25 protein-coding genes are annotated in these 22,864 nt (G+C 72.9%); 11 read left to right on the top strand and 14 right to left on the bottom strand.

Features of this window, described 5'->3' with window-relative positions:
• Positions 1 to 18 precede the first annotated feature (18 nt).
• The 3 genes from IE290_RS34560 to IE290_RS34550 are packed head-to-tail and all read right to left on the bottom strand — an operon-like array spanning position 19 to position 3,480.
• Entirely contained in the window at positions 19 to 885 is an 867-nt protein-coding gene (locus IE290_RS34560; RefSeq protein WP_191248937.1) for an SDR family oxidoreductase, read from the bottom strand.
• Between the two features lie 12 nt (positions 886 to 897).
• Positions 898 to 2,514: an FAD-dependent monooxygenase gene (locus IE290_RS34555; RefSeq protein ID WP_191248936.1), complete on the bottom strand. Its 1,617-nt coding sequence runs from the start codon at positions 2,512 to 2,514 to the stop codon at positions 898 to 900.
• Positions 2,515 to 2,517: 3 nt separating this feature from the next.
• Complete coding sequence (locus IE290_RS34550) at positions 2,518 to 3,480, bottom strand: MBL fold metallo-hydrolase (RefSeq protein ID WP_191248935.1); 963 nt, start codon at positions 3,478 to 3,480, stop codon at positions 2,518 to 2,520.
• 135 nt (positions 3,481 to 3,615) lie between these two features.
• Between IE290_RS34550 and IE290_RS34545 the strand changes: the two genes are divergently transcribed.
• Positions 3,616 to 4,155, top strand: coding sequence for a MarR family winged helix-turn-helix transcriptional regulator (locus IE290_RS34545; RefSeq protein WP_191248934.1), 540 nt, complete (start codon positions 3,616 to 3,618; stop codon positions 4,153 to 4,155).
• 72 nt (positions 4,156 to 4,227) lie between these two features.
• Here the strand turns inward: IE290_RS34545 and IE290_RS34540 are convergent, their stop codons facing one another.
• Positions 4,228 to 4,719 (bottom strand): glutathione peroxidase, encoded by a 492-nt coding sequence (locus IE290_RS34540; RefSeq protein WP_191248933.1) that lies wholly within the window; start codon positions 4,717 to 4,719, stop codon positions 4,228 to 4,230.
• A 100-nt stretch (positions 4,720 to 4,819) separates the two neighbouring features.
• On the bottom strand, positions 4,820 to 5,035 hold the full coding sequence (locus IE290_RS34535) for a hypothetical protein (protein WP_191248932.1): 216 nt from the start codon (positions 5,033 to 5,035) through the stop codon (positions 4,820 to 4,822).
• 72 nt (positions 5,036 to 5,107) lie between these two features.
• Between IE290_RS34535 and IE290_RS34530 the strand changes: the two genes are divergently transcribed.
• From IE290_RS34530 to IE290_RS34515, 4 genes are read left to right on the top strand one after another with little or no spacing between them, the layout of a single operon-like run.
• Positions 5,108 to 5,668: a hypothetical protein gene (locus tag IE290_RS34530; RefSeq protein WP_191248931.1), complete on the top strand. Its 561-nt coding sequence runs from the start codon at positions 5,108 to 5,110 to the stop codon at positions 5,666 to 5,668.
• 17 nt (positions 5,669 to 5,685) lie between these two features.
• Complete coding sequence (locus IE290_RS34525) at positions 5,686 to 5,916, top strand: hypothetical protein (RefSeq protein ID WP_191248930.1); 231 nt, start codon at positions 5,686 to 5,688, stop codon at positions 5,914 to 5,916.
• Entirely contained in the window at positions 5,909 to 7,213 is a 1,305-nt protein-coding gene (locus tag IE290_RS34520; protein WP_191248929.1) for an NAD(P)/FAD-dependent oxidoreductase, read from the top strand. Before IE290_RS34525 ends, IE290_RS34520 begins: the two co-directional genes overlap by 8 nt.
• A 2-nt stretch (positions 7,214 to 7,215) precedes the next feature.
• Complete coding sequence (locus tag IE290_RS34515; protein WP_191248928.1) at positions 7,216 to 9,150, top strand: aconitate hydratase; 1,935 nt, start codon at positions 7,216 to 7,218, stop codon at positions 9,148 to 9,150.
• 114 nt (positions 9,151 to 9,264) lie between these two features.
• Here the strand turns inward: IE290_RS34515 and IE290_RS38115 are convergent, their stop codons facing one another.
• Entirely contained in the window at positions 9,265 to 10,329 is a 1,065-nt protein-coding gene (locus IE290_RS38115) for an NIPSNAP family protein (protein WP_229874882.1), read from the bottom strand.
• 172 nt (positions 10,330 to 10,501) lie between these two features.
• Here IE290_RS38115 and IE290_RS34505 point away from each other — a divergent pair, with 172 nt between their 5' ends.
• Genes IE290_RS34505 through IE290_RS34495 form a run of 3 tightly spaced genes read left to right on the top strand, consistent with a single transcriptional unit; the run spans position 10,502 to position 13,658 of the window.
• Positions 10,502 to 12,046 (top strand): AbgT family transporter, encoded by a 1,545-nt coding sequence (locus IE290_RS34505; RefSeq protein ID WP_191248927.1) that lies wholly within the window; start codon positions 10,502 to 10,504, stop codon positions 12,044 to 12,046.
• Between the two features lie 10 nt (positions 12,047 to 12,056).
• Entirely contained in the window at positions 12,057 to 13,325 is a 1,269-nt protein-coding gene (locus tag IE290_RS34500; RefSeq protein ID WP_191248926.1) for an amidohydrolase, read from the top strand.
• 57 nt (positions 13,326 to 13,382) lie between these two features.
• On the top strand, positions 13,383 to 13,658 hold the full coding sequence (locus IE290_RS34495; RefSeq protein WP_191248925.1) for a hypothetical protein: 276 nt from the start codon (positions 13,383 to 13,385) through the stop codon (positions 13,656 to 13,658).
• Between the two features lie 9 nt (positions 13,659 to 13,667).
• Here IE290_RS34495 and IE290_RS34490 read toward each other — a convergent pair whose 3' ends face one another.
• Positions 13,668 to 14,132 (bottom strand): MarR family winged helix-turn-helix transcriptional regulator, encoded by a 465-nt coding sequence (locus IE290_RS34490; RefSeq protein WP_229874881.1) that lies wholly within the window; start codon positions 14,130 to 14,132, stop codon positions 13,668 to 13,670.
• 44 nt (positions 14,133 to 14,176) lie between these two features.
• Between IE290_RS34490 and IE290_RS34485 the strand changes: the two genes are divergently transcribed.
• Complete coding sequence (locus IE290_RS34485; protein WP_191248924.1) at positions 14,177 to 14,551, top strand: helix-turn-helix domain-containing protein; 375 nt, start codon at positions 14,177 to 14,179, stop codon at positions 14,549 to 14,551.
• Here IE290_RS34485 and IE290_RS34480 read toward each other — a convergent pair.
• Entirely contained in the window at positions 14,548 to 15,432 is an 885-nt protein-coding gene (locus IE290_RS34480) for a LysR family transcriptional regulator (RefSeq protein ID WP_229874880.1), read from the bottom strand. The two genes, IE290_RS34485 and IE290_RS34480, sit on opposite strands and share 4 nt — an antisense overlap.
• A gap of 79 nt (positions 15,433 to 15,511) precedes the next feature.
• Between IE290_RS34480 and IE290_RS34475 the strand changes: the two genes are divergently transcribed.
• Positions 15,512 to 16,717, top strand: a complete 1,206-nt coding sequence (locus IE290_RS34475) for an MFS transporter (protein ID WP_191248923.1) — start codon at positions 15,512 to 15,514, stop codon at positions 16,715 to 16,717.
• Here the strand turns inward: IE290_RS34475 and IE290_RS34470 are convergent.
• The 5 genes from IE290_RS34470 to IE290_RS34450 all read right to left on the bottom strand — a co-directional run bounded on the left by IE290_RS34470 (position 16,656) and on the right by IE290_RS34450 (position 20,586).
• Entirely contained in the window at positions 16,656 to 17,462 is an 807-nt protein-coding gene (locus IE290_RS34470) for an isocitrate lyase/PEP mutase family protein (RefSeq protein WP_191248922.1), read from the bottom strand. The two genes, IE290_RS34475 and IE290_RS34470, sit on opposite strands and share 62 nt — an antisense overlap.
• A 90-nt stretch (positions 17,463 to 17,552) precedes the next feature.
• On the bottom strand, positions 17,553 to 18,338 hold the full coding sequence (locus IE290_RS34465; protein ID WP_191248921.1) for an IclR family transcriptional regulator: 786 nt from the start codon (positions 18,336 to 18,338) through the stop codon (positions 17,553 to 17,555).
• A gap of 24 nt (positions 18,339 to 18,362) precedes the next feature.
• Positions 18,363 to 19,325 (bottom strand): PDR/VanB family oxidoreductase, encoded by a 963-nt coding sequence (locus IE290_RS34460; RefSeq protein WP_191248920.1) that lies wholly within the window; start codon positions 19,323 to 19,325, stop codon positions 18,363 to 18,365.
• The gene (locus IE290_RS34455) at positions 19,322 to 19,543 is read right to left on the bottom strand and encodes a hypothetical protein (protein ID WP_191248919.1); all 222 of its coding nucleotides are present in this window, start codon (positions 19,541 to 19,543) and stop codon (positions 19,322 to 19,324) included. Before IE290_RS34455 ends, IE290_RS34460 begins: the two co-directional genes overlap by 4 nt.
• Entirely contained in the window at positions 19,540 to 20,586 is a 1,047-nt protein-coding gene (locus IE290_RS34450; protein ID WP_191248918.1) for an aromatic ring-hydroxylating dioxygenase subunit alpha, read from the bottom strand. The genes IE290_RS34455 and IE290_RS34450 overlap by 4 nt, the downstream gene beginning before the upstream one ends.
• 278 nt (positions 20,587 to 20,864) lie before the next feature.
• On the opposite strand from IE290_RS34450, the gene IE290_RS34445 reads away from it, so the two are divergent.
• Positions 20,865 to 21,332 carry a mycothiol transferase gene (locus IE290_RS34445; protein WP_191248917.1) on the top strand — a complete coding sequence of 156 codons (468 nt, stop codon included), beginning with the start codon at positions 20,865 to 20,867 and terminating at the stop codon, positions 21,330 to 21,332.
• A gap of 4 nt (positions 21,333 to 21,336) precedes the next feature.
• Here the strand turns inward: IE290_RS34445 and IE290_RS34440 are convergent, their stop codons facing one another.
• Positions 21,337 to 22,863 (bottom strand): AMP-binding protein, encoded by a 1,527-nt coding sequence (locus tag IE290_RS34440; protein WP_191248916.1) that lies wholly within the window; start codon positions 22,861 to 22,863, stop codon positions 21,337 to 21,339.
• Between the last annotated feature and the right edge of the window lies 1 nt (position 22,864).

Below are 22,864 nucleotides of genomic sequence, written 5' to 3'. Positions count from 1 at the left end.
CTCGGATCTCGATGATAGTCACCCCCGTCCGGGGGCGTGAAGATGCGCCCAGGCTCGCGGCTCCGCGGCGAGGAACTCGGCGAACGTCCACGGCCGGCGTCCGGTGACGTGCTCGACGGTGTGGCTGGTGACCGCGACCTCGCCGGTCGCGATCGCCGCGTAGGAGCCGACCCAGCCGTCGATCTCCCAGTCCCGCGCGCCCGCCCGCGACGCGCGCGCCTCGTCCAGGGTCTCGGCGTGGTAGGTGATCTCCCGCCCGGTGACCTCGCTCAGCACCGCCGCGGTCTCGTGCAGGTCGATCGCCTCCGGGCCGGTCACGTCGTAGACCTGGTTCGCGTGCCCGTCGTCGAGCAGGCACTCCACGGCCAGCCGCGCCACGTCCTGACGCGCCACCCAGGCCAGGCGGCCGTCGGCGGCCGGGCCGCGCAGCACCCCGTCGGAGCCGACGAAGTGCGGCGCGACGTCCGCGTAGAGGGTGTTGCGCAGGGCCGTCAGCCGCAGCCCGGACTCCCGGATCAGCCGCTCGGTTTCGGCGTGCTCGCGGGCGAAGGTGAACGTCGCCAGCGGGGCCGCGCCGAGGAACGAGGTGTAGACCACGCGGTCGACCCCGGCCTCGGCGGCGGCGCGGACCGCGTTGCGGTGGAGGTCCATCCGCTCGGGACCCTCGTGGCCGGAGACCAGGAACAGCGTGGACACCCCGTCCAGCGCGGCGCGGAACCCGGCGGCGTCCGCGTAGTCCGCCGCGACCACCTCGGCGCCCTCGATCTCGGGCGCCCGCGCCGGGTTCCGCACGCACAGCCGCTGCGCGACACCCCGCTCGGCGAGCAGCGCGGCGACCCGCGAACCCAGCTGCCCGGTGGCCCCGGTGACGGCGATCCTGCCCACTGGTCCTCCTTCTCAGGTCCCGGTACCCGGCAGGATACGGTCGGCGGCCGGCCGCGCGAGGGCGCGGTTCACCGCCGTCGGCACCTGCGCCGGATCGGTGAGGACGGCCGCCACGTGGGCGTCCGGCCGGATCACCCAGATCTCGCCGGGCCGGGCGGCCAGCGCTTCGCCGAGCACCCCGGTCACGTCGATCTCGGACAGCCGCAGCAACCGCACCGGGGCCGCGGTGTCCACGGACGGTTCCAGGTCCACCCCGTCGGTGGTCAGCAGCAGGACGCCGTCGCGGGCCAGCTCGCGGAACCGGCCGCAGGAGGAACCGGTCACCGACACCGGCACGTCCGGCACCAGGATCCCCGGCCCCGCCGGCGGGACCTCCCCGCGCGGCGGACGCCCGGCGAACGGGCGCGACTCCGCGGGCGTGGTCAGCGGCGACTCCACGTACCAGAACGGTTCGGCCAGCCGGCCGGAGTCGACCTGTGCCCGCATCGCCGGGTCGGTGGCCGCGGCCTCCAGCACCTCGCGCCGCCGCCGGTGCTGCTCGGCGGTCTGCGGCACCAGGAAGTCCATCGTGGCCGTGGTGACCGCGATGTTCTCCAGCGCCGCGGCGTGCCGTTCGTCGTGGTAGGACTCCAGCAGCTCCTCGCCCGCCCAGCCGTGCAGCACGAAGGCGAGCTTCCACGCGGCGTTCTCGGCGTCGCCGACCCCGGAGTTGAGGCCGCGTGCGCCGAACGGCGACACCAGGTGCGCGCAGTCCCCGGCGAGCAGGACGCGGCCCACGCGCATCCGGTCGGCCACCCGCGAGTGGAAGCGGTACACCGACTTCCACACGATCTCGTAGGGCTGATCGCCGATGATCGCGCGGATGCGGGCGTCGAGCGCGCCACTGGCCTCTTCGGCGGCCAGGTCGTAGTCGCCGGGGACCTGCCAGTCGATGCGGAACGTCGAGCCCGGGCACGGGTGGATCAGCACCTGCCGGCCCGGGTTCCACTCCGGGTCGAAGTAGAACCGCCGCTCCTGCGCCCAGCCGGGCAGGTCGGCCCGGATGTCGCAGATGAGGAACCGGTCGTCGAAGGAGTGCCCGCCGAAGCCGACGCCGAGCATCCGCCGGATGTCCTCGCCGCGGGCCCCGGCGCACGCCACGGCGTAGTCGGCGCGCAGGTCCGCCTGCCCCTCGACGGCGAGCGTGACGCCGTCGACGTCCTGGGCGATGCCGGTGACCCGGTGGCCCCAGCGCACGTCGATCAGGGGCTCGGCGGCGATCCGCTCGTCCAGGATGTCCTCGGTGCGCGCCTGGGAGATGTTGACGAACGGGGGAAACGCCGAGCGGCCCGGATCGGCCATCGTGTAGGCGAACAGCTCGCGGTCCCGGTGGAAGGTGCGCGCGGTGGTCCAGGTGACGCCCTCGGCGGCGATCCGCCGCCCGGCGCCCACCGCCTCCCACACGTCGAGCACATCGCGCTGCTGGCAGATCGCCTTGGAGCCGACCAGGTCGCGCTCGGCCCGCCCGTCCAGCAGCACCACCGGCACGCCCCACCGGGCCAGCAGCAGCGCGGTGGTCTGCCCGACCGGGCCGTTGCCGATGACCGCCACCCGGTGATCTCTGGAAGCGGGGTCTGTCGTCGTGGTCATCGCTCAGCCCTGCAGCTGGTCCCAGACCTCGCGGTCCCGCTGCGCCGTCCAGATGACCGGGCGCTCGATGCCGGACAGCTCGTCCCACAGGCGGGAGACGTCGAAGGGCAGGCAGTGCTCGAAGATCGGCCAGTGGCCGTACTTCGGGGCGAGCGCGGCGTGGGTGCGCTCGAACGCCTCCTTGAGCGTGCCACCGGCCCGCTGCACCGCGCCGACCTCGCGGATCATCACGTCCAGGAAGCCGCGGGTCTGCTCGATCGCCGCGTCGACGGCGTCCCGGCCGCGGCTGACCGCACCGCGGCCACCGACCAGCGCCTCCGCGCCGAAGGACTTGACCCGGTCCAGCGTTCCCGCGGCCCAGTCGCGGTGGAAGGCGTCGCCGGTGTAGAGCGCGGCCTCGGCCTCGACCAGGTCGCCGGCGAACAGGATCTTCTGCCGGGGCAGCCACGCCACGATGTCGCCCTCGGTGTGCCCCCGGCCGCAGTACTGCAGCACCAGGTCGCCGCGGTCGCCGCCGAGGTCGATGGTGAGCCGGTCGGAGAAGGTCAGGGTGGGCCAGGTCAGCCCGGGCACCGAGTCCGCGCCCTTGGCCAGCCGCGGCATGCGGCCGAACTCGCTCTCCCAGTCCTCCTTGCCGCGTTCGGCGACCAGGGCGCGGGTGTTCTCGTGCGCGACGATGACCTCGGCGTCGAACGCGGACGCGCCGAGCACGCGCACGGCGTGGTAGTGGGACAGCACGAGGTACCGGACCGGCTTGTCGGTGTGTTCCCGCAGCTTGGCGAGCCACTCCCGGGCCGCGACCGGCGTGGCCAGCGCCTCGAAGCAGACGAGGAAGTCCTCGCCCTCGATGGCGCCGACGTTCGGGTCGCCCTCCGCGGTGAGCGCGTAGACGCCGTCGTCGAGCACCTCCAGGGTCTGCGCCTTCTCCGTCAGGTCGCCGGACGAGGCGAACGTCTTCTGAGCCACCCCGCACCTCCTTTGATCAAACCTTTGACTATTCGACGGCAGTCAGGGTAACCCGGGTCACCCCGCAAGGGAAGACTACGTCGGAAAGAGGACGTTGTTCGGTCGAACGGCGCGCGGGGGCCTAGCCTGGGGCGCATGACCGCAGAACCGGCTGCCCCCGACGAGCTGGACTACCTGACGTTCGTGGACTACGCGATCGCGAAGACGACCGCCGAACTGCCCGCGGTCGACGCCACCGCGATGCGCCTCGGGCTCACGCTGCACCGCCTGACCAGCGCACTCGTCTACGACTGGGAGTCCACGGTGCACCGGCCGCGCGGGTGGAGCTGGGGCGGGTTCCGGGTCCTGTTCGTGCTGTGGTTGGCCGGCCCGATGGAGGCCAAGCGGGTCGCGCGGCTGTCCGGGATGAGCCGGGCGGCGGTGTCCGCCCTGGTCAACACGCTGGAGCGGGACGGGCTGGTGTCGCGCAAGCAGGCCGAGCACGACCGGCGCGCGGTGCTGCTGAACCTCACCGAGGCCGGCCACCAGGCCATCACCAGCGCGTACGAGGCCCACAACGCACGCGAGCAGGCGTGGGCCAACGCGCTGACCAAGCCCGAGCAGACCATCCTGATCGGACTGCTGGAGAAGCTGACGACCAGTTCCGCGGCGCTCGACGCCAAGCGCCGCTTCTAGGAACCGGCCCCTTGATCGGCGTGGCGCGGGTCACTGAACTACCGCGCCACTTTCATCAAATCTTTGACTGCTTCAGGCGGCCGGGAGGGCAGCTTCGATCGCCTCGACGACCTCCGGGGCCTCCGGGTCGGTCCGCGGCCGGAACCGGGCCACCACCTTGCCGTCCGGGTCGACGAGGAACTTCTCGAAGTTCCACTGCACGTCCCCGCTCTCGCCGTCGGCGTCCGGCGTCTGAACCAGCTCGGCGTAGACCGGGTGCCGGCCGGGGCCGTTGACCTCGATCTTTTCGAACATCGGGAACGTGACTCCGTAGGTCGCCGAGCAGAACGTGGCGATCTCCTCGGCACTGCCCGGCTCCTGCCCGGCGAACTGGTTGCACGGGAAACCGACTACGGAGAACCCCCGGTCGCCGTAGCGTTCCTGCAGCCGCTCCAGCGCGGCGTACTGCGGCGTCAGGCCGCACTTGGACGCGACGTTCACGACGAGCAGAGCCTTGCGGCCCAGGCCGCCCAGGGTCGCGGGTTCGCCGGCGAGCGTGCGCAGCTCGATGTCAGCCAGGGCCATGGAGATCCTTCCGCGGTGATCGGTGCTACCACCCGTGGCAACGCCGGCCCGGCCGCGCCGTTCCCCAGCCGGCGCCAACCGTGACCAGCGTTACACCCGATCAGCCGAGCCGTTGCGCCGGAACCGGCGTGATCCCCTCCGCCGGCTTCAGCCCGAGGGCGTCCAGCAGCAGCGCGCAGTCCTCGGCGTCGGCCGCCGCGGACGCGACCGCGCGCACCGCGCGCCGGCGCTGCGCCGCGATCATCTCGGTGTCCTCGGCCGACGTGACCGGGACGTTGAAGCCGGCGACCTCCTGCAAATGGTCTCGCATGTCCATCCCCTGTCCGCACGTGATCCGTGTAGGGCGGCAGCCCCCGGGGTAGCCGGGGACCGGAGAAAGGAGCGGTTGATGAACTACTCCCCGGACCCGGTGCGTGCCGAGGGCCCGGCCGCCGTAACCGAAGGTACCCCGGACGGGCCGACCGTGCTGGTGCTCGATCCGACCGGCCTGGCCAAGCACGAGGGCCTGCCGGCGACCTGGCGGGACAAGACCGACCGGTGGCGGATCGTGTGGTGCCGGCTGCCCTCCGACGGCGGGCTGACGCAGGCCGACGACCTGCTGTCCGACCCGCCCGGCGAGGCGGTGCACGTCGTGGCGAGCGGGCCGTTCGCCGACGGCGCCCTGCGCCTGGCCGAGAAGCACTCCGCCGCGCTGCGCTCGGTTCTGCTGGTCGACCCGGCCGCGGACCAGTTCGTGCCGCCGGGCGACGGCGAGATCGCCGACCGGCACTGGGTGGACGACCACCGTGAGCGGATCGACGCGCTCGCGGAGTCCGGCGTCGAGGTGCGGGTGGTGGCGCACAGCACCGGCGGTGCCGAGGACCGGATCCCCGCGCCGCTGCCCCTGGGCCACCCCGACGTGGTCGCGGGCGTCGAGCAGGCGATCGCCGAACTCGAGAAGACCCACTGACACGAGGAGGGATTGGCGTGACCGAGCCCGACGAGGAGTCCGTCCGCGAAGCGCTGGAGCGGGAGTCGCCGCTGCCGCCCGACCCCGAGGCCCCGGTGGCCGACGCGCTGGCCCAGCGGCAGCACGTGGACGCCCCGCGGCGGACCGGCCCGGAGCCCGGGCTCCCGGCCGAGGCGGACCCCGGTGACGTGGCCGAGCAGCAGCAGGAAGTGGAGTTCGAGACGGACGAGGAGGCACTGCGTGGCTGACCCCGCCCGGATCGTGATCATCGGCGGTGGTTACGTCGGCGCCACGACGGCGCGGCAGCTGCGCAAGCGGCTCACCGCCGAGGAAGCCCAGCTGACCGTGGTCGACCCGCGGTCCTACATGACCTACCAGCCGTTCCTGGCCGAGGCCGCGGCCGGATCCGTCGAGCCGCGGCACGTGGTCGTGCCGCTGCGCGAGGTGCTGCCCGGCTGCACGGTGATGGCCGCGGAGGCGACCGGCATCGACACGACCTCGAAGTCGGTCACGCTGCGGGTCGCCGACGGGCACGTCGAGCGGCTCGGCTACGACATCCTCGTGGTCGCGCCCGGCTCGGTGTCCAAGACGCTGCCGATCCCCGGTCTGGCCGAGCACGGCATCGGGTTCAAGACCCTGGAGGAGGCCGTCTACCTGCGCAACCACGTGCTGTCGCGGCTCGACATCGCGGCCAGCACGGTGGACCGGGAGCTGCGGCGCAAGCTGCTGACGTTCGTGTTCGTCGGCGGCGGGTACGCGGGCATCGAGGCGATGGCCGAGCTGGAGGACATGACCCGGCACGCGCTGCCCGCCTACGGCCTGGACCGGTCCGAGCTGCGGTGGGTGCTGGTCGAGGCGGCCGACCGGATCATGCCGGAGGTCAGCTCGTCGCTGGCGAGCTACACGCTGGACGTGCTGACCAAGCGCGGCTTCGAGGTGCACCTGGGCACGACGCTCAAGTCGTGCGAGGACTGCCACGTCGTGCTCGGCGACGACACCGAGTTCGACGCCGGCACGATCGTGTGGACCGCGGGCGTCAAGCCGAGCCCGATGCTCGCCGACACCGACCTGCCGCTGAACCCGCGCGGCCGGGTCTGCTGCGCCACGACGCTGGAGGTGGACGGCACGCCGGGCGTGTTCTCGGCCGGCGACGCGGCCGCGGTGCCGGACGTGACCAGCAAGGAGCCGGGCGCGGTGTGCGCGCCCTCGGCGCAGCACGCGTCGCGGCAGGCGGTGGTGCTGGCGAAGAACATCGTCGCGACGCTGCGCGGCGGGCCGCTGGCCGGTTACCGGCACTCCTACGCGGGATCGGTCGCGAGCCTGGGCCTGTACCAGGGCGTCGCACAGATCTATGGCGTCAAGCTGCGTGGCTGGCCGGCGTGGGCGCTGCACCGCGCCTACCACCTGATGACGATGCCGACCGCGCACCGCAAGACGCGGATCGCCGCGGACTGGCTGATCTCGCTGCCGTTCGGGCGGCAGGTCGTGGCGACCGGCGAGCAGCACCACCCGCGGGAGCAGTTCGTGCGAGCCAGCCGGAGGTAGCCGTGGGGTTCCCGGTCGCGCGCAAGCTGATCGAGAGCCACCTGGTGTCCGGTGAGCCGGTGCCGGGTCGCGAGATCGGGTTGCGGGTCGACCAGACCCTCACCCAGGACGCCACCGGCACGCTGGTGATGCAGGAGCTGGAGGCCCTGGGGCTGGACCGGGCGCGCACCGAGGTGAGCGTCCAGTACGTCGACCACAACCTGCTGCAGGCGGACGAGAAGAACGCCGAGGACCACGCGTTCCTCCGCTCGGCGTGCCGGCGGTTCGGGCTGTGGTATTCCAAGCCGGGCAACGGGGTTTCGCACCCGACGCACATGGCGCGGTTCGGGGTGCCGGGGCGCACGATGGTCGGGTCCGATTCGCACACGTGCGCCGCCGGGTCGCTCGGCATGCTCGCGGTCGGGGTCGGCAGGCTGGAGGTCGCGCTGGCGATCGCCGGGGAGCCGCTGTACCTGCGAATGCCGGAGATCTGGGGCGTGCGGCTGACCGGGTCGCTGCCGGAGTGGGTGTCGGCCAAGGACGTGATCCTGGAGATGCTGCGCCGGCACAGCGTCAAGGGCGGGCTGAACCGGATCGTGGAGTACCACGGGCCGGGGCTGGCGTCGTTGTCGGCGATGGACCGGCACGTGATCGCGAACATGGGCGCCGAACTAGGGGCGACGACCACGGTGTTCCCCGCCGACGACGCGGTGCGTGATTTTCTGCGGGCGCAGGGCCGGGCGGAGGATTTCGTCGAGGTCCTGCCCGATCCGGACGCCGTGTACGACCTGTCCGAGGAGATCGATCTGTCCACTTTGGAGCCGCTGATCGCGCGCCCGTCGTCGCCGGACGACGTGGTGCCCGTGCGGGAGGTGGCCGGCACCGAGGTGCGGCAGGTGGTGATCGGCTCGTCGGCCAACCCCGGGCTGCGGGATTTCGCCGTGGCGGCGGCGATGGTGCGGGGGCGGCAGACGCACGACGCGGTGAGCTTCGACGTGAACCCGTCGTCACGGGAGATCCTCGCGGATCTGACGAAGATGGGCGCGACGCTGGATCTGGTGTCCGCGGGCGCGCGGCTGCACCAGGCCGGGTGCCTGGGGTGCATCGGGATGGGGCAGGCGCCGGCGGCCGGGCAGAACTCGCTGCGCACGTTCCCGCGGAACTTCCCCGGCCGGTCCGGGACGCGGGAGGACCGGGTGTGGCTGTGCTCGCCGGAGACCGCGACGGCGGCCGCGCTGACCGGCGTGATCACCGATCCGCGGGAGCTGAGCATGGGCTACCCGTCGGTGACGCTGCCCGAGCGGGCGAGCGTGAACACGGCCATGCTGGTGCCGCCGCTGCCGCCGGAGCGGGCCGCGAAGGAGGAGCTGGTCAAGGGCCCCAATATTTCGTCGCTGCCGGATTTCCCGCCCCTGCCGGACGACATCGAGGCCGTCGTGTTGCTGAAGGTGGGCGACAACATCTCGACCGACGAGATCTCCCCCGCCGGTGCCGCGGCCCTGCCGTTCCGCTCGAACATCCCGAAGCTGGCCGACTTCACCTTCACCCGCGTCGACGAGACGTACCCGTCGCGGGCCCGCAAGACCGACGGCGGGCATTTCGTCGTCGGCGGGGACAACTACGGGCAGGGGTCGTCGCGCGAGCACGCCGCCATCACGCCACGCCACCTCGGTTTGGTGGCGGTGATCGCCAAGTCGTTCGCCCGCATTCATTGGCAGAACCTCGCCAACTTCGGGATCCTCGCGCTGGAGTTCACCGACCCGGCCGACTACGACCGCGTCGAGCAGGGACACGTCCTCGCGCTGCGGGCGTTGCGCGCGCAGCTGCCCGAAGGCGAGGAGATCACGGTCACCGACACCACCACGGGCGTGGACATCCCGGTGCGGCACCGCTTGTCGCCGCGCCAGGTGGAAGCGGTCCTGGCCGGCGGCCGGATCCCACTCCTCGCCCGGCGGTAACCTCGGCAAGCCGGGGTTGTGTTCAGTTGCTCGCCCGGCGGTCACCCCGCGCCGGGGGTTGTGTTCAGTTGTCAGAGTCCGGATCGGTCACCTCCTTTGTGGACATAGTGGGTTCTATCGGAGCCAAGAGCCCGGCGTCGGCGCGAGACGGAGCCGCTCGGGTGGCCGCCGTCCGAGCAGGAGCAGCTCGACCGGTGCCGGAGAGCGGGTGAGCCAGACGAAGACGCGCTCGCCCTCACGAACCGGCAGGCGCGGATAGTCATTGCGGCGGGAGGAGCTCTGGAAGGAGGCGAGCGGTGGAGCCCCCGCGGCGGTGAGGATGGGCGCAAGTTCCTGCTGGAAGTAGGCCGCGAACGCCGCCGGATCATCCGGATAACACACGACGATCTCGAAATTCGCCACGCGCGGCGGCCCGGTGCTTTCCTCACCAGAGCGCACCGCCGCTCCCGTACCGTGTCCGCCGGGGTGCGCCGTCGCCTCGGGCGGTGCCGCGTCTCCCCCGCCTGAACGCCGCGCATCCCTCAGCGGGATCGTGCCCTCCCCATCTGAACGCATCGGCGGCCCCGTACCTTCTCCGCCGGGGTGCGCCGTCGCCTCGGGCGGTGCCGCGTCTCCCCCACCGGACCTCGCCGCGGCGCCCGGCGGTGCAGCGCCATCCCCACGGGAATCGACTGTTTCGGGCGCGGCCGTGCCCCCTTCACCGGAACCCCGCGCCACCGCGGGTAACTCGGCGCCGCCCCCGCCCGAACCCCGCGCCACCGCGAGCGGCGCCGCGCCTTCTCCGCTGGAATCCAGCGGCTCGGGTGCGGCCGTGCCGCGTCCGGCGGGGCCCGCCACCCCAGCCGGCGCCCCACGTGCCGCTTCCAAGCCGCCCGTCACCGGCTCCAGCAGAAGCACGTCATCCGAATCCACCATCGTCGCGTTGGCGGCTTCCCGGTGGGTCAGCCACGCCGGATGTCGCTCGTAGAAGGCGGCCAGCGCCTCGGCTCTCCGGGCCGCCTCCGGGAAGCCCCGGATCCACACGAAGCGGTCCGGGTCGTCCAGGTCGCGGAACTGGCCGTACACCCGCATCCCCGCCTCGGCCTGTGACTCCACGAACTGCGCGTCGAACAGCGCGATCAGCTCGTCGCGCCGTCCCGGGCGCAGCGTGTACCGCCGGAGCTCGAACAGCTCGGTCATCGGGTCCCCCTCGTCGTGATCCACCAAGACGAACCGACGCTAGCGGCCCCCACCGACAATTCCGGCCCACCGGTTGCCGCCATCCGGTTTACTTCACCTGTCCGAAAAACTCCGACATCCCGCCGACACCGTCGGCTGCCATCCTGAGCCGGGACGATCAAGGAGGCAGCGGTTGAGCACCACCCCAGCACAGGCGAAACAGTCCCCCGCCGAGCGCGTTCTCGGCTTCGTCGAACGGGTCGGCAACCGCCTGCCGGACCCGTTCTTCCTGTTCGTCTACCTGTTCGCGGCGCTCGGGGTGATCACCACCGCGGTCGCCGCCTTCCACGTCACCGTCACGGTGCCCGGCACGACGCAACCGGTGGCCGTCAAGGGCCTGTTCACCGGCGAGGGCGTGCGGTTCCTGCTGAGCAAGCTCGTCGACAACTTCGTCACCTTCCCGCCGCTGGGCAACGTCCTGGTGATGCTGCTGGCCGTCGGCCTGGCCGAACGCGCCGGGCTGCTCGAGGCGGCCGTGCGCGCCGTCTTCTCGCGCGCCCCGCGCTGGCTGCTGCCGTTCGCGGTGTCGCTGGTGTCCTTCCAGGCACACGTCATGGCCGACGCTGGCATCATCGTCATCCCACCGCTGGCCGCACTGGTGTTCCGCGCCGCCGGGCGGCACCCGGTGGCCGGCGCGGTGGGCAGTTTCGCCTGCGTCACCGGCGGTTACGGCGCCGGCACCCTGCTCGGCAGCTACGACGCCCTGCTGTCCGGGCTGACGCAGAAGGCGGTGACCGTCGTCCCGGTCGCGGTGCAGCCGCAGGTCACCATGGCGATGAACTGGTTCTTCACGGCGGCGGCCGGGCTGATCCTGCCGTTCCTCGGCGCGTGGCTGACCGCCCGCGTGCTGGAGCCGCGGCTGGTCCCCTACACGCCGCCCGAGGGCACCGCGGCGGACGAGAGCGCGGCGCTGACCGCGGTGCAGCGCAAGGGTTTGCGGCGCGCCGCGATCGTGCTGGCGGGGTACGTCGTGCTGGTCGCCGTGGCGTGGCTGCTGCCGGGTAGCCCGCTGCGCGGCGACAACGGCTCACTGATCAGCTCGCCGCTGCTGACCGGGCTGGTGCTGGTGCTGTTCCTGGCGTTCGTGCTCGCCGGGCTCACCTACGGCGTCACGACCGGCACGATCACGAAACCCGGTGACGTGCCCTCGATGATGGCCGAGGCCGTCAAGGACATGGCCGGCTACATCGTGCTGATCCTGGCGATCTCGCAGTTCATCGCCGTCTTCACGTGGAGCAACCTGGGCACCCTGCTGGCCGTGCGCAGCGCGGAGTTCCTGCGGTCGGTGCACCTGACCGGGTTCGCCGGCATCCTGGCGTTCGTCGTGCTGGTGTCGGTGCTGAACCTGTTCATCACCTCCGGCTCGGCGCTGTGGTCGCTGGTGGCGCCGGTGTTCGTGCCCGCGTTCATGCTGCTGGGCTACGACCCGGGGTTCGTGCAGGCCGCCTACCGCATCGGCGACTCGGCCACGCAGATCATCACCCCGCTCAGCCCGTACCTGTTCGTGCTGCTGACCGTGCTGCGCCGCTACGAACCTGATGTCCGACTTGGCACGTTGATCGCCCGCATGTCGATCTTCGTGATCCCGTTCTGGGTGGTGTGGGTGGGTCTGCTCGCCGTGTTCTACTTCGGGGACATCCCGTTCGGGCCGGGGGTGCACGTGCACCTGCCGCGATGAGAGGAGCCTGATGGATCTGGTCGCCCTGCGCCGGGACGTGCACGCGCACCCCGAACCCGCCTTCTGCGAGGTGCGGACGGCGGCGACGGTGCTCGCGCACCTGCGGGAGCTCCCGGTGGAGGTGCGCACCGGCGTCGCGGCCATGCGGCGCGAGGGCGTGCCCGCCTATCCGGACGAAGCGACGCTGCGGCGCTTCGCGGACCGGGCCGTCGAAACCGGCGCGGACGCCGAGGACGTGCGGCGGTTCGCCGCCGAGGGCACCGCGATCATCGCCGACCTCGCCGGCCGCCGCCCCGGGCCGACGTGGGCGCTGCGGTTCGACATGGACGCGCTGCCGGTCACCGAGGCCGACGACCCGGCGCACGCGCCCGCGGCGAACGGGTTCCGCTCCCGGTACGAGGGGTTCATGCACGCGTGCGGGCACGACGGGCACGTGGCGATCGGGCTGGAGCTGGCGCGACGCCTGGCCGACCGCGACTTCCCGGGCACCGTGCGGTTCCTGTTCCAGCCCGCCGAGGAGGGCGGCCGGGGCGCCCGCGCGATGCTCGCGGCGGACGCCGTCGCCGGGGTCGACCGGTTCCTGGCTGTGCACCTGGGCCTGGATCTGCCCGCCACGACCGTCGCGGCGGGGATCACCGGCATCTTCGCCACGACCAAGATGCGCGCCCGGTTCACGGGGGTCGCCTCGCACGCGGCGGCAGCGCCCGAGGACGGCCGCAACGCGCTGCTCGCCGCCGCGACGGCGGTGCTCGGCATCCACGCCCTGCCCCGGTTCTCCGCCGCCGACACGCGGGTCAACGTCGGCACCCTGCACGCCGGGGGCAACGTCAACATCGTGCCCGCGGTCGCCGAGCTGACGTGCGAGGCGCGGTCGAAGGACGGCGCGGTGAACGCGGACCTCACCGAGCGGGTCAAGCAGGTGCTGTGCGGGGCCGCGCAGGCACAGGGCGTGGCCGTGGAGATCGAAGAGACCGGCGGTTCGACGTCGCTGGCCTGCGACGACGAACTGCTGGACGCGGTGCTCGCGGCCGCCGCCGCGACCGGTCACGGCGAGCGGACCGTGCGGCTGCACGAAATGGGCGGCAGCGACGACGCCAGCCTCTTCGCCGAAGCCGTGCAGCGCGCGGGCGGCCTCGCCACGTACACGGTCGTCGGGGGCGGCAACCCGGCGCCGCACCACAACCCGTACTTCGACGTCGACGAGGCCGCGCTGCCCGTCGCGGCCGACGTGCTGGAGGCGCTTGTGCGCCAGACCACACCTACGGATGACAATACGTAGCCGACTCGGTGGTTCGGCGGATGTGTGCTCCGCTCGCCGGCGGGCACCCTTTGTGGTATGACCGCGCAAGAACTGCAGGCCCTGGCCGACGCGGCCGCCGGGCTCATCCTGTTCCACAATGGCCTGTGGGGGGCGCCCACCTGCTACATGTGGGCCGGCCCCGACGGCGCCGCGGCCGGGCGCGTCCCGCCGTGGGAGTGCGAGGCGCTCGACCGGCTCAGCTGGCGCAAGCTGATCTCCGCCACGCCCGGCCCGGGCGCCGAGGACGTGCCCGTCGTGCCCACCGAGGCCGGACTCGCCGCGCTCCGGGCGCAGCAGGCGCACGCCGCCTGAGCATCGTGGTCACCGCACCAGCGCGGTGAAGTCCCGCGTGAACCGGGCCAACAGCTCCGCGAGCGCCGCCCGGTCGTCCGGATCCCACCCGGCCGTCACCTCGGCGACCACCCCGGCGCGGAACGCCTGGATCTCCTCGAGTGCCCGCCGGCCACCGGCCGTGGGCTCCAGCAGTGAACGACGGCCGTCGCCCTGGTCGGCGCGCCGGCGCAGCAGTCCCGCTTCCAGAGCCTGCGCGGTCAAGCGGCTCGCGCGGGGCTGATCGGTACCGAGCGCGGCGGCAGCTTCGGTGACCGTCGGCGGCCGCTCGGCGGCCGCGACGACGTCCAGCAGCTCGTACACGGCGTCCGGCACCGGGCTGCGCCTCCCCCGCTCCCGCGACAACCGGCCCAGCGCGCGGCGTGACTGCGCGCGGCGCAGGGCGGCCAGCGCGCGGGCGATCGTTTCGGCGTTGCGGTCCATCCGCGTCCTCATTCATACTCTAAGACAACTACATGTCATCTTACATAGGAGTTGTCGTGGACCCGCTCGACCGGCCCATCGGTTTCTGGCTCAAGCACCTGCACAACCTGCTGGAGGACGGCCTCACCGGCGTGCTCGCCGACCGCGGCCTGACGCGGCGGCACTGGCAGGCGCTCAACACTTCGCGCCACGGCGCCGAGGCGCTGGCGGTGTTCGACGGCGCCGACGAAGCCCGGGCCGATCTGGTGACCCGCGGGTGGATCACCACGGACGGCACCCTCACCGACGACGGGCGCACCGCGCGGGCGGAGATCGCCGAGCGGGTGCGGCGTTTCCGCGAGCTGTCCCTCACCGGCCTGACGGACGACCAGTACGCCGACACGGTCCGGACATTGGCGACGATGGCCCGCAATCTGGAGACCGCACGCTAAACCTCCAGCTCCGCGCGCACCTCCCGGAGCAGGGCCGCCGCCGCGGGGGACAGTGGCCGCGTCGCCGAGTGGATCACCGAGACCGACCAGCGCAGCGGCTCGGCCAGCGGCACCGACACCACGCCCGTCATCTCCTCCGCCGCGCCCGAGGGCAGGAAACCCACCCCGAGCCCCTGGCAGATGAGCGCCCGCGCGGTGACGTAATCCGACACCTCCAGCGGCACCTGGCGGCTCAGGCCCGCGCCGGCGAAGGCGCGGTCGACCAGCGTCCGGTTCCCCCACCCGACCGGGAAGTCCACAAAGGACTCGTCAGCCAGCTCGGCGAGCGTCACCACGCCCCGGCGCGCCACCGGGTGGTCCGGCGCGGCCAGCAGGCTCAGGTCCTCCTCCGCGATGATCTCGTGCGCCAGCCCGGCCGGCGCCCGCCCCGGCAGGGACGCCAGCGCCAGGTCCATCCGCCCGTCCAGCACCGCCCGCGCGTGCCCCGCCGAGCCGGACGGCGAGTACTGCAACCGCACGGCGGCGCGCGGGTGCCGACGCGAGAACCGCCCCAGCAACCGCGGCACATTCACCCTCCCGGTCGACAGGAGCGTGCCCATGGTCACGATGCCCCGCACCTCACCGCTCGCGCCCGCCGCGGCCTGGGCCGCCGCGCGTGCCGCTGCCAGTGCGGTCCGCGCCTCGGGCAGCATGGCCGCGCCGGCGGCGGTCAGGGCGACCCGCCGGCTGTCCCGGTCGAACAACTCGGCGCCGACCTCCCGCTCCAGCGCGCGGATCGCGGTCGACACGGCCGACTGCACGACCCGCAACCGCTGGGCCGCGCGCGTGAAGCTCAGCTCCTCGGCGACCGCCACGAAGTACGACAGCTGACGCAGTTCCACCCTGGCTATCTAACACCGCGATAGCTGCGAGCGAAAACATTCGTTGGACGAGATGGCCGAGCGGGCGCACTCTGGGGTCGTGATCACTGAGACCATCACCCCGCGCACCGCGTCCCGACGTCACGGCGCGGGCTTCTGGCTCGTCGCCTACACCTTCGCCGTGACCATGGGCTTCTCCGCGGCCCCGGCGCCGTTGTACGTGCTGTACCAGGCCAAGGACGGGTTCGGCCCGTTCACGGTCACCCTCGTCTTCGCCGCGTACGCGCTCGGCGTGATCGCCAGCCTGTTCGTGGCCGGTCACGTGTCCGACTGGGTGGGCCGCCGCCGCGTGCTGGTGCCCGCGGTGCTGGTCAACGTGCTGGCCGGGGTCGTGTTCCTGGCCTGGTCGTCGGTGCCCGCGCTGCTCGCGGCGCGGTTCCTGTCCGGCATCAGCATCGGCATGCTGACCGCCACCGCCACCGCGCACCTGACCGAACTGCACCTGGCCGCCCGGCCGGGCGCCGCGCGGACCCGGGCCGACGTCGTCGCGACGGCGGCCAACCTCGGCGGCATCGGGCTGGGCCCGCTCGTGGCCGGGCTGCTGGCCGAGTACGTGGGCGACCCGCTGCACGTGCCCTACCTGGTGTTCCAGGCGCTGATGCTGCTCGGCGCGCTCGCGGTGATGCTGACGCCGGAGACCGTGACCGCCACGCGTGTGCGTTACCGCCCGCAGCGGGTCTCGGTGCCGCCGCACGCGCGCTCGCGCTACCTCGCCGCGGGAGCGGCCGCGCTCGCCGAGTTCGCCGTGTTCGGCCTGTTCACCTCGCTCGCGCCGGGGTTCCTGGCGAACACCCTGCACCAGCACTCGCACGCGCTGGCCGGGGTGAGCGTGTTCGCCGTGTTCGGGGCCGCCGCGGTGGCGCAGATCGTGCTGGCGCGCACGGCGCTGCGGCGGTTGCTCGCCACCGGGCTCGGGCTACTGACGGCCGGGCTCGTGCTGGTGACGGTGGCGGTGTGGCTGCCCAGCCTCGCGTTGTTCCTGCTCGGCGCGGTGCTCGCCGGCGCCGGGGCGGGCGCCGGGTTCAAGGCCAGCATCGGGATCGTGCTCGGCCTGGCCCCGGCGGAGAGCCGTGGCGAGGCGCTGGCCGGGCTGTTCCTCGCCGCCTACGCCGGGCTCGCGGTGGCGGTGCTCGCGCTCGGGGTGGCCACGCAGGCGGTGGACATCCGGGTCGCGCTGCTCGGGTTCACCGTGGCGTTGCTGGCGATCCTGGCCGCGGTGGTGCGGCGGTTGTTCCGGGCGAGCTGAGCGCCTGCACGTCGGCGTAGGCCGGGACGGGCGGGATCTCGCCGCCGGTGGCGACGGCATGGGCCGTGCGGACCACCGCCTCCAGCGCCGCCCGGAACAGCAGCGAGCCGAGGCTGACCCGCCGCACGCCCAGTTCGCCGAGCCGGTCCAGTGACGGACCGGACGGCGAGAACAGCACGTTCACCGGGACGTCGGCCGCCGCGACCACCGCGGCGATCGACGCCTCGTCCGGCAGACCGGGCACGAACACCCCGTCGGCCCCGGCCTCCTGGTAGGCGCGGACGCGGGCGACGGGGTCCTCGCCGGTGGCGAGCCAGTGCGTGTCGGTGCGGGCGTTGACGAACAGGCCGGGGGCGGCGGCCTTGAGCGCGGCGATCAGTTCTTGCTGGTGGGCCGGATCGGCTAGGCGGCCGTTGTCGCGGCCGTCCTCGAGGTTCACCCCGGCCACGCCCAGCGCGGCGAGTTCGGCCCCGAGGGCGGCGACCTCGGCGGGGTCGTCGTAGAAGCCGCCTTCGATGTCCACGGTGATGTGGCAGGGCAGCCGGGTGAGGCGGCGGGCGAGCGCGAGGGTCTCGTCGCGGGTCGCGCCGGTGCCGTCGGGCAGGCCGGCCGCGGCGGCGACGCCCAGGCTGGTGGTGCCGATCGCCGGAAAGCCCTCCGCGACCAGGACCGCGGCGGAGGCGTGATCCCAGGCGTTGGGCAGCAGCAGGGGTTTGCCGGTGTGGTGCAGCTCGGCGAAGCTCATACCGGCACGCTAGCGCCCGGAACTGTCGGTGGCGGCCGATACGATCGGCTCCCGCGGGAGAACCGTTGTGTTGAGAAGCCGCTGCCGGGCTCACCGGGCGATCGGCTCCCGGGGGAAGACCCGCGCCCCGCCGGGGGAGCCGCACGCTCGGCCGATTCCGCGCGCCGCCGCCTGCACCAGGGGCGCCAGCGTCGCCGGCTGGGCGCCGTTCGCGTGGACCACCAGGGAGACCGCCGCGATCACCGTGCCCTCGCCGTCCCGCACTGGCGCGGCCACCGAAACCGCGTCGGTCGTCACCTGGCCGTCGCTCACCGCGTAGCCGGTCTGGCGCACCGCCGCGAGCATCTCCCGCAGCCGGGCCGGATTCGTCACCGTCTTCTCCGTGTACGCCTGCAGCGGCGCGCCCAGCACCTCCTCCTGCACCTCCACCGGCGCGTGCGCCAGCAACGCCAGCCCGACACCCGTGGCGTGCAGCGCGAACCGGCCGCCCACCCGCGTCCACACCGGAACCGCCTTGCGGCCCGAAATCCGTTCCACGAACACCAGCTCCAGGCCCTCGCGCACGGCGAGCTGCACGTTCTCGTGCGTGACCTCGTACAGGTCCTCCAGGAACGGCATCGCCGCCTCGCGCAGCCCGAGACCGCGCGGCGCCAGCGAAGCGACCTCCCACAGCCGCAACCCGACGCGGTACCGGCCATCGGCGCCGCGCTCCAGCGCGCCCCACGCCACCAGCTCCGCGACCCGCCGGTGCGCGGTCGCCAGCGACAACCCGGCCCGCCGCGCCAGCTCCGACAACGTCAGCTCCGGGCAGGCCGGCGTGAACGCGCCGAGCAGCGCGAGAACCTTGCCGGTGACACTCCGGACTTCGCCGTCCATCCGATCATCCTGCCCCGGGGCGGTCTACAGATCCAGCACCAGCCGCGGCCCGCACGACCGCGACACGCAGATCATCATCGTGTCGTTCGCCGCTCGCTCCTCCTCGGTGAGCAGCGAGTCCCGGTGGTCCGGCACACCGTCCAGCACCGGGGTCTCACACGTGCCGCACGTGCCCTCCTGGCACGACGACAACACGTTGACCCCGGCCTCCTCGACCGCCGCCAGGATCGACTTGTCCGCGGGCACGGTCACCGTCCGCCCGGAGGCGGCCAGCTCCACCTCGAACGTCGTCCGCTCCCCCGCGTCCGCGCCCGCCTTCGGCGAGAACCGTTCGACGTGCAGCGAACCCGGCGGCCAGGACGCACAGCGCTGCTCGACCGCGGCCAGCAACGGCTCCGGCCCGCAGCAGTACACCGCCACCCCCGGGCGCGGCCGGCGCAGCAGCGCGTCGAGGTCGAGCAGCCCGGTCTCGTCCTGCGGCCGGATCTCGACCCGGTCGCCGTAGCGCGCCACCAGCTCCTCGCGGAACGCCATCGACGCCCGCGACCGCCCGCCGTACACCAGCCGCCAGTCCGCGCCTGCGGCCGCGGCCCGCGCGATCATCGGCACGATCGGCGTGATCCCGATCCCGCCGGCGACGAACAGGTACCGCGGCGACTCGACGAGCCGGAAGTGGTTGCGCGGACCACGGATCCGGACGGTGTCCCCTGTGGACAAACGATCGTGCACGTGGGCCGAACCGCCGCGCCCGTCCGGCTCGCGCAGCACCGCGACCTGCAGCGCCGAGGAGTCGGCCGGGTCCCCGCACAACGAGTACTGGCGCACCAGCCCCTCGCCGAGCAGGAGGTCCAGGTGCGCGCCCGGTTCCCAGGCGGGCAGCGGCTCGCCGGACGGGTGGCGCAGCGTCAGCCGCACCACGCCGTCGGCGAGAACTTCCTTGTCCGCCAACCGGACGTCGAGTTCCACTTCGGTCAGCACCGACGTCATCGCGACCTCCCCGCGCCCGCGAGCACCGGGTCGCCGGCGGGCTCCGCCGGCCCGTCGTGGCCGTCGGGGTGGGCCAGCAGCCACTCCCACAGCTCGACCGGGTCCTCCGACTCGTGCTCGGCTCCGCAGTAGCAGACACCGACCAGCAGGTCCGTGCCGAGTTTCCAGTGGATGCGGTACACGGTGTCGCCGTGCAGCATCGCGGTCCGTTCGGTCATCGCGTGGCGGCCTTCTCGGCTTCGCCGGCCATCTTCTTCAGGATGCGGCGCGCGGCCAGCCCGCCGGTGTCGATGTTGACCGACAGCTCCTGGTAGCCCTCGGGCTCGGACTGGATGACCTTCTCCAGGATGTCGAGCGCGACGACGTCCTGGAGCACGACGGTGCGGTTGTTCTCCGCGAGGAAGTCCGAGACCTCCTGGTCGCCGAGCGCGAAATCCCGTGCCACCGCCCAGAAGTCGTGTGTCGAGTGCTCGGTTTCCGGAGTGATCGCGTAGACGACCTCGACGTGGAACCCGTCCGGGTCGGTGCCGTCGGCGTTGGGCAGCACACCGGCCGGCGCGATGCGGCTGTGCAGCAGGTACAGGCACGGCGGGTGGTATTCGATGTCCTGCCAGCGGGTGATGCGGCCGTCGATGCCGGTGGACTTGGCGTAGAACGGCGGGCAGGCCGCGTCGTCCATGTGGCGGCTGACGTAGATGATCCGGCGGTCCTCGTCGACCTCGGTGGTGATCGGGGTGTCGGCGACCTCCGGGGTGCCGATGTAGCCGCCGTGCAGGTAGGTCTCGTGGGACAGGTCCATCAGGTTGTCCACTAGCAGGTCGTAGCGCGCGGCCAGCGGCTCCATGCCGCACACGGTGGTGTAGGCCGGGTCGGCCAGCCACGGCGCGCGCGGGATCAGGGCCGTGTCGGCGCGGGCGGGGTCGCCGATCCACACCCACACGAAGGAATCCTGCTCGACGACCGGGTAGGACGGCACACGCGCGGTGCGCGGGATGCGGGCCTGGCCGGGGACGAACACGCAGGTGCCGGACGGTTCGTAGGTGAATCCGTGGTAGCCGCACACGATCCGGTCACCGTCCAGGCGGCTTTCCGACAGCGGGTAACGGCGGTGCACGCACCGGTCGGCCAGGGCGACGACGTCCCCGGACTCGGTGCGGTAGAAGACGATGGGCTCGCCCAGGATCGTCCTCGCCAGCAGTTCCCGCCCGACCTCGCTCCCGTAGGCGGCGACGTACCACTGGTCGCGCACGAACGCAGTCATCTGCAGCTCCTCTGGTGTAGATGCGACGACCACACTGTGGCCGCCGCCTCCCCGCGCGGACCAGCGGTGTTTTCACCAGGTGAAAGATCACCGGCGGAATGACGGGCCGCGGACGCGGGATCCCGGACGGGGAACGGACTGGTGGTTCGAAAACCGAAGCACCACCTGGACCCGCATCGTGGTGCTGGCCGGCTGGTACCGGACGATCAGCGGGCTCGCCAACGCCCTCGCCCTGCCGCCCGAACCGTGGGCGGCGCGCTTCGGGGAAGATGGTGATCATGCTGGATGAGGAGAGTTTCCTGTTCTTCACCGACCGCGCGCTCGACGGCATGACGGCGATCCTCGCCGGGCTGGGCGACGAGCTGGCGAACACGCGGCCGGACCTGCCCGGCGCGAACTCGCCCTACGCGATCGTGAACCACTGTCTCGGCGTGATCGCCGCCTGGGCCGGGCAGGTGGTCGCGGGCCGCTCGGTGCACCGCGATCGCGAGGCCGAGTTCACCGCCTCCGGACCGGTGGCCCCGCTCCTCGACCGGGTCGCGCGGGCGCGTGAGCAGCTGCGCGCGGACGTCGCGGGCGCCGAGTTCGACGCCCCGCCGCGCGGCGAGGTCCCGGACAAGTACGCGGGCACCCCGGTCGGGCGGCGGCAGGGCGCCGCGCTCGTGCACGTCTACGAGGAGCTGGCCCAGCACCACGGTCAGCTCGAGCTGACCCGCGACGTCCTGCTGGCCTCCGCCAGGTCCTGAACAGTCAGGGGCGGAGCAGCCGCCGCAGGATCTTGCCCGTGGGGGACTTCGGGATCCGCTCGACGAACTCGACCTCGCGGACCTTCTTGTACGGCGCGACCTGCCCGGCCACGAACGACATCAGCTCGTCACCCGTGACGGGCTGCGCCGTGACCACGAACGCCTTCGGCGCCTCACCGCCCTCCGGGTGCGGCACGCCGACCACCGCGGCGTCCAGCACGGCCGGGTGGGTCAGCAGCACCGCTTCCAGCTCGGCGGGCGCGACCTGGTAGCCCTTGTACTTGATCAGCTCCTTGAGCCGGTCGACGACCCAGAACACGCCGTCCTCGTCGGCGCGCACCAGGTCGCCGGTGTGCAGCCAGCCGTCGGTGATGGTCGCGGCGGTGGCGTCCGGGTCGTCCAGGTAGCCGGCCATCACCTGCGGCCCGCGGATCAGCAGCTCGCCGGTCTCGCCCGGGGCGACGTCTTCGTCGGTGCCCGGCACCACGATCCGGGCTTCGGTGTTCGGCGACAGCCGCCCGACACTGCCCGGCGGCGTCGACGCGAAGTCGTCGTCGAACACCTGGTGCGTGCCGGGACTGGCCTCGGTCATGCCGTAGCCCTGCCGGATCAGGCAGCCCAGCCGGCGCTGCGCGCGCTCGGTCACCTCCACGTCCAGCGGCGCCGCCCCGCACAGCGCGAACCGCAGGCTGGACAGGTCGTGGTCCTCGACGTGCGGCGCGGTCGCCAGCGCCAGCACCATCGGCGGCGCGAAGTAGGCGCGCGTGACCCGGTGTCCGGCCAAAGTTCGCAGGTACTCGTCCAGCTCGAACCGCGGCAGCGTCACCACCTTCGCCCCGCCGAGCAGCCCTGAGTTGAGGATGATCGTGAACCCGTAGATGTGGAAGAACGGCAGGACCGCGGCCTGCACGTCGTCCGGGCCGATCCGCCACCCGGCCCGCGTCTGCGCCAGGTTCGCGACGAGGTTGCGGTGGGTCAGCCGCACGCCCTTCGGGATCCCGGTGGTGCCGCTGGAGAACGGCAGCACCGCGACCGTCGTCGCCGGGTCCAGGTCGAGCCGCGGCGCCGGCCCGTCGGTGAACAGCGACGTGAACGACCGGGCGCGCGGGTGCTCGCCCAGCACGAACACCTCGTCGGCGACCTCGAGCGCCTTGTCCGCCACCGGTTCCGCCGCGATCACCACACGCGCCCCGGACAGGCGCAGCTGCTCGGAAATCTCCCCCGGGGTCAGCGCCGGGTTGACCGGGGTGACCGCCGCCCCGGTCGCGATCGCCGCGTGCAGGGCGACCACGAACGACGGCTGGTTGTGGCTCATCAGCGCGACGACGTCGCCGGGCCCGATGCCGTGCGCAGCGAGGCCCGCCGCCCCGGCGGTCACCGCCGCCCGCAGTCCGGCGTACGTCAGGGTCTCCCCGGTGCGGCCGTCGACGAGCGCGGTCGCGTCGCCGAAGCGGGCCGCCCCGCCGATCACGTACTCGGTGAGCGTGACGTCGGGGATCTCGACGTCCGGCAGCGGGCTGCGGTGGATCATC

This window comes from Amycolatopsis deserti, from assembly GCF_014653945.1.
GTDB classification, from domain to species: Bacteria; Actinomycetota; Actinomycetes; order Mycobacteriales; family Pseudonocardiaceae; genus Amycolatopsis_E; species Amycolatopsis_E deserti.
This window is presented reverse-complemented; position numbering and strand designations above follow the sequence as displayed.

Coding starts and splice junctions, on each gene's coding strand:
- IE290_RS34555 (WP_191248936.1), bottom strand. CDS start 2,514: ATGACCACGACGACAGACCCCGCTTCCAGAGATCACCGGGTGGCGGTC.
- IE290_RS34545 (WP_191248934.1), top strand. CDS start 3,616: ATGACCGCAGAACCGGCTGCCCCCGACGAGCTGGACTACCTGACGTTC.
- IE290_RS34540 (WP_191248933.1), bottom strand. CDS start 4,719: ATGGCCCTGGCTGACATCGAGCTGCGCACGCTCGCCGGCGAACCCGCG.
- IE290_RS34535 (WP_191248932.1), bottom strand. CDS start 5,035: ATGGACATGCGAGACCATTTGCAGGAGGTCGCCGGCTTCAACGTCCCG.
- IE290_RS34530 (WP_191248931.1), top strand. CDS start 5,108: ATGAACTACTCCCCGGACCCGGTGCGTGCCGAGGGCCCGGCCGCCGTA.
- IE290_RS38115 (WP_229874882.1), bottom strand. CDS start 10,329: ATGACCGAGCTGTTCGAGCTCCGGCGGTACACGCTGCGCCCGGGACGG.
- IE290_RS34500 (WP_191248926.1), top strand. CDS start 12,057: ATGGATCTGGTCGCCCTGCGCCGGGACGTGCACGCGCACCCCGAACCC.
- IE290_RS34495 (WP_191248925.1), top strand. CDS start 13,383: ATGACCGCGCAAGAACTGCAGGCCCTGGCCGACGCGGCCGCCGGGCTC.
- IE290_RS34490 (WP_229874881.1), bottom strand. CDS start 14,132: ATGAGGACGCGGATGGACCGCAACGCCGAAACGATCGCCCGCGCGCTG.
- IE290_RS34470 (WP_191248922.1), bottom strand. CDS start 17,462: ATGAGCTTCGCCGAGCTGCACCACACCGGCAAACCCCTGCTGCTGCCC.
- IE290_RS34465 (WP_191248921.1), bottom strand. CDS start 18,338: ATGGACGGCGAAGTCCGGAGTGTCACCGGCAAGGTTCTCGCGCTGCTC.
- IE290_RS34460 (WP_191248920.1), bottom strand. CDS start 19,325: ATGACGTCGGTGCTGACCGAAGTGGAACTCGACGTCCGGTTGGCGGAC.
- IE290_RS34455 (WP_191248919.1), bottom strand. CDS start 19,543: ATGACCGAACGGACCGCGATGCTGCACGGCGACACCGTGTACCGCATC.
- IE290_RS34450 (WP_191248918.1), bottom strand. CDS start 20,586: ATGACTGCGTTCGTGCGCGACCAGTGGTACGTCGCCGCCTACGGGAGC.
- IE290_RS34445 (WP_191248917.1), top strand. CDS start 20,865: ATGCTGGATGAGGAGAGTTTCCTGTTCTTCACCGACCGCGCGCTCGAC.
- IE290_RS34440 (WP_191248916.1), bottom strand. CDS start 22,863: ATGATCCACCGCAGCCCGCTGCCGGACGTCGAGATCCCCGACGTCACG.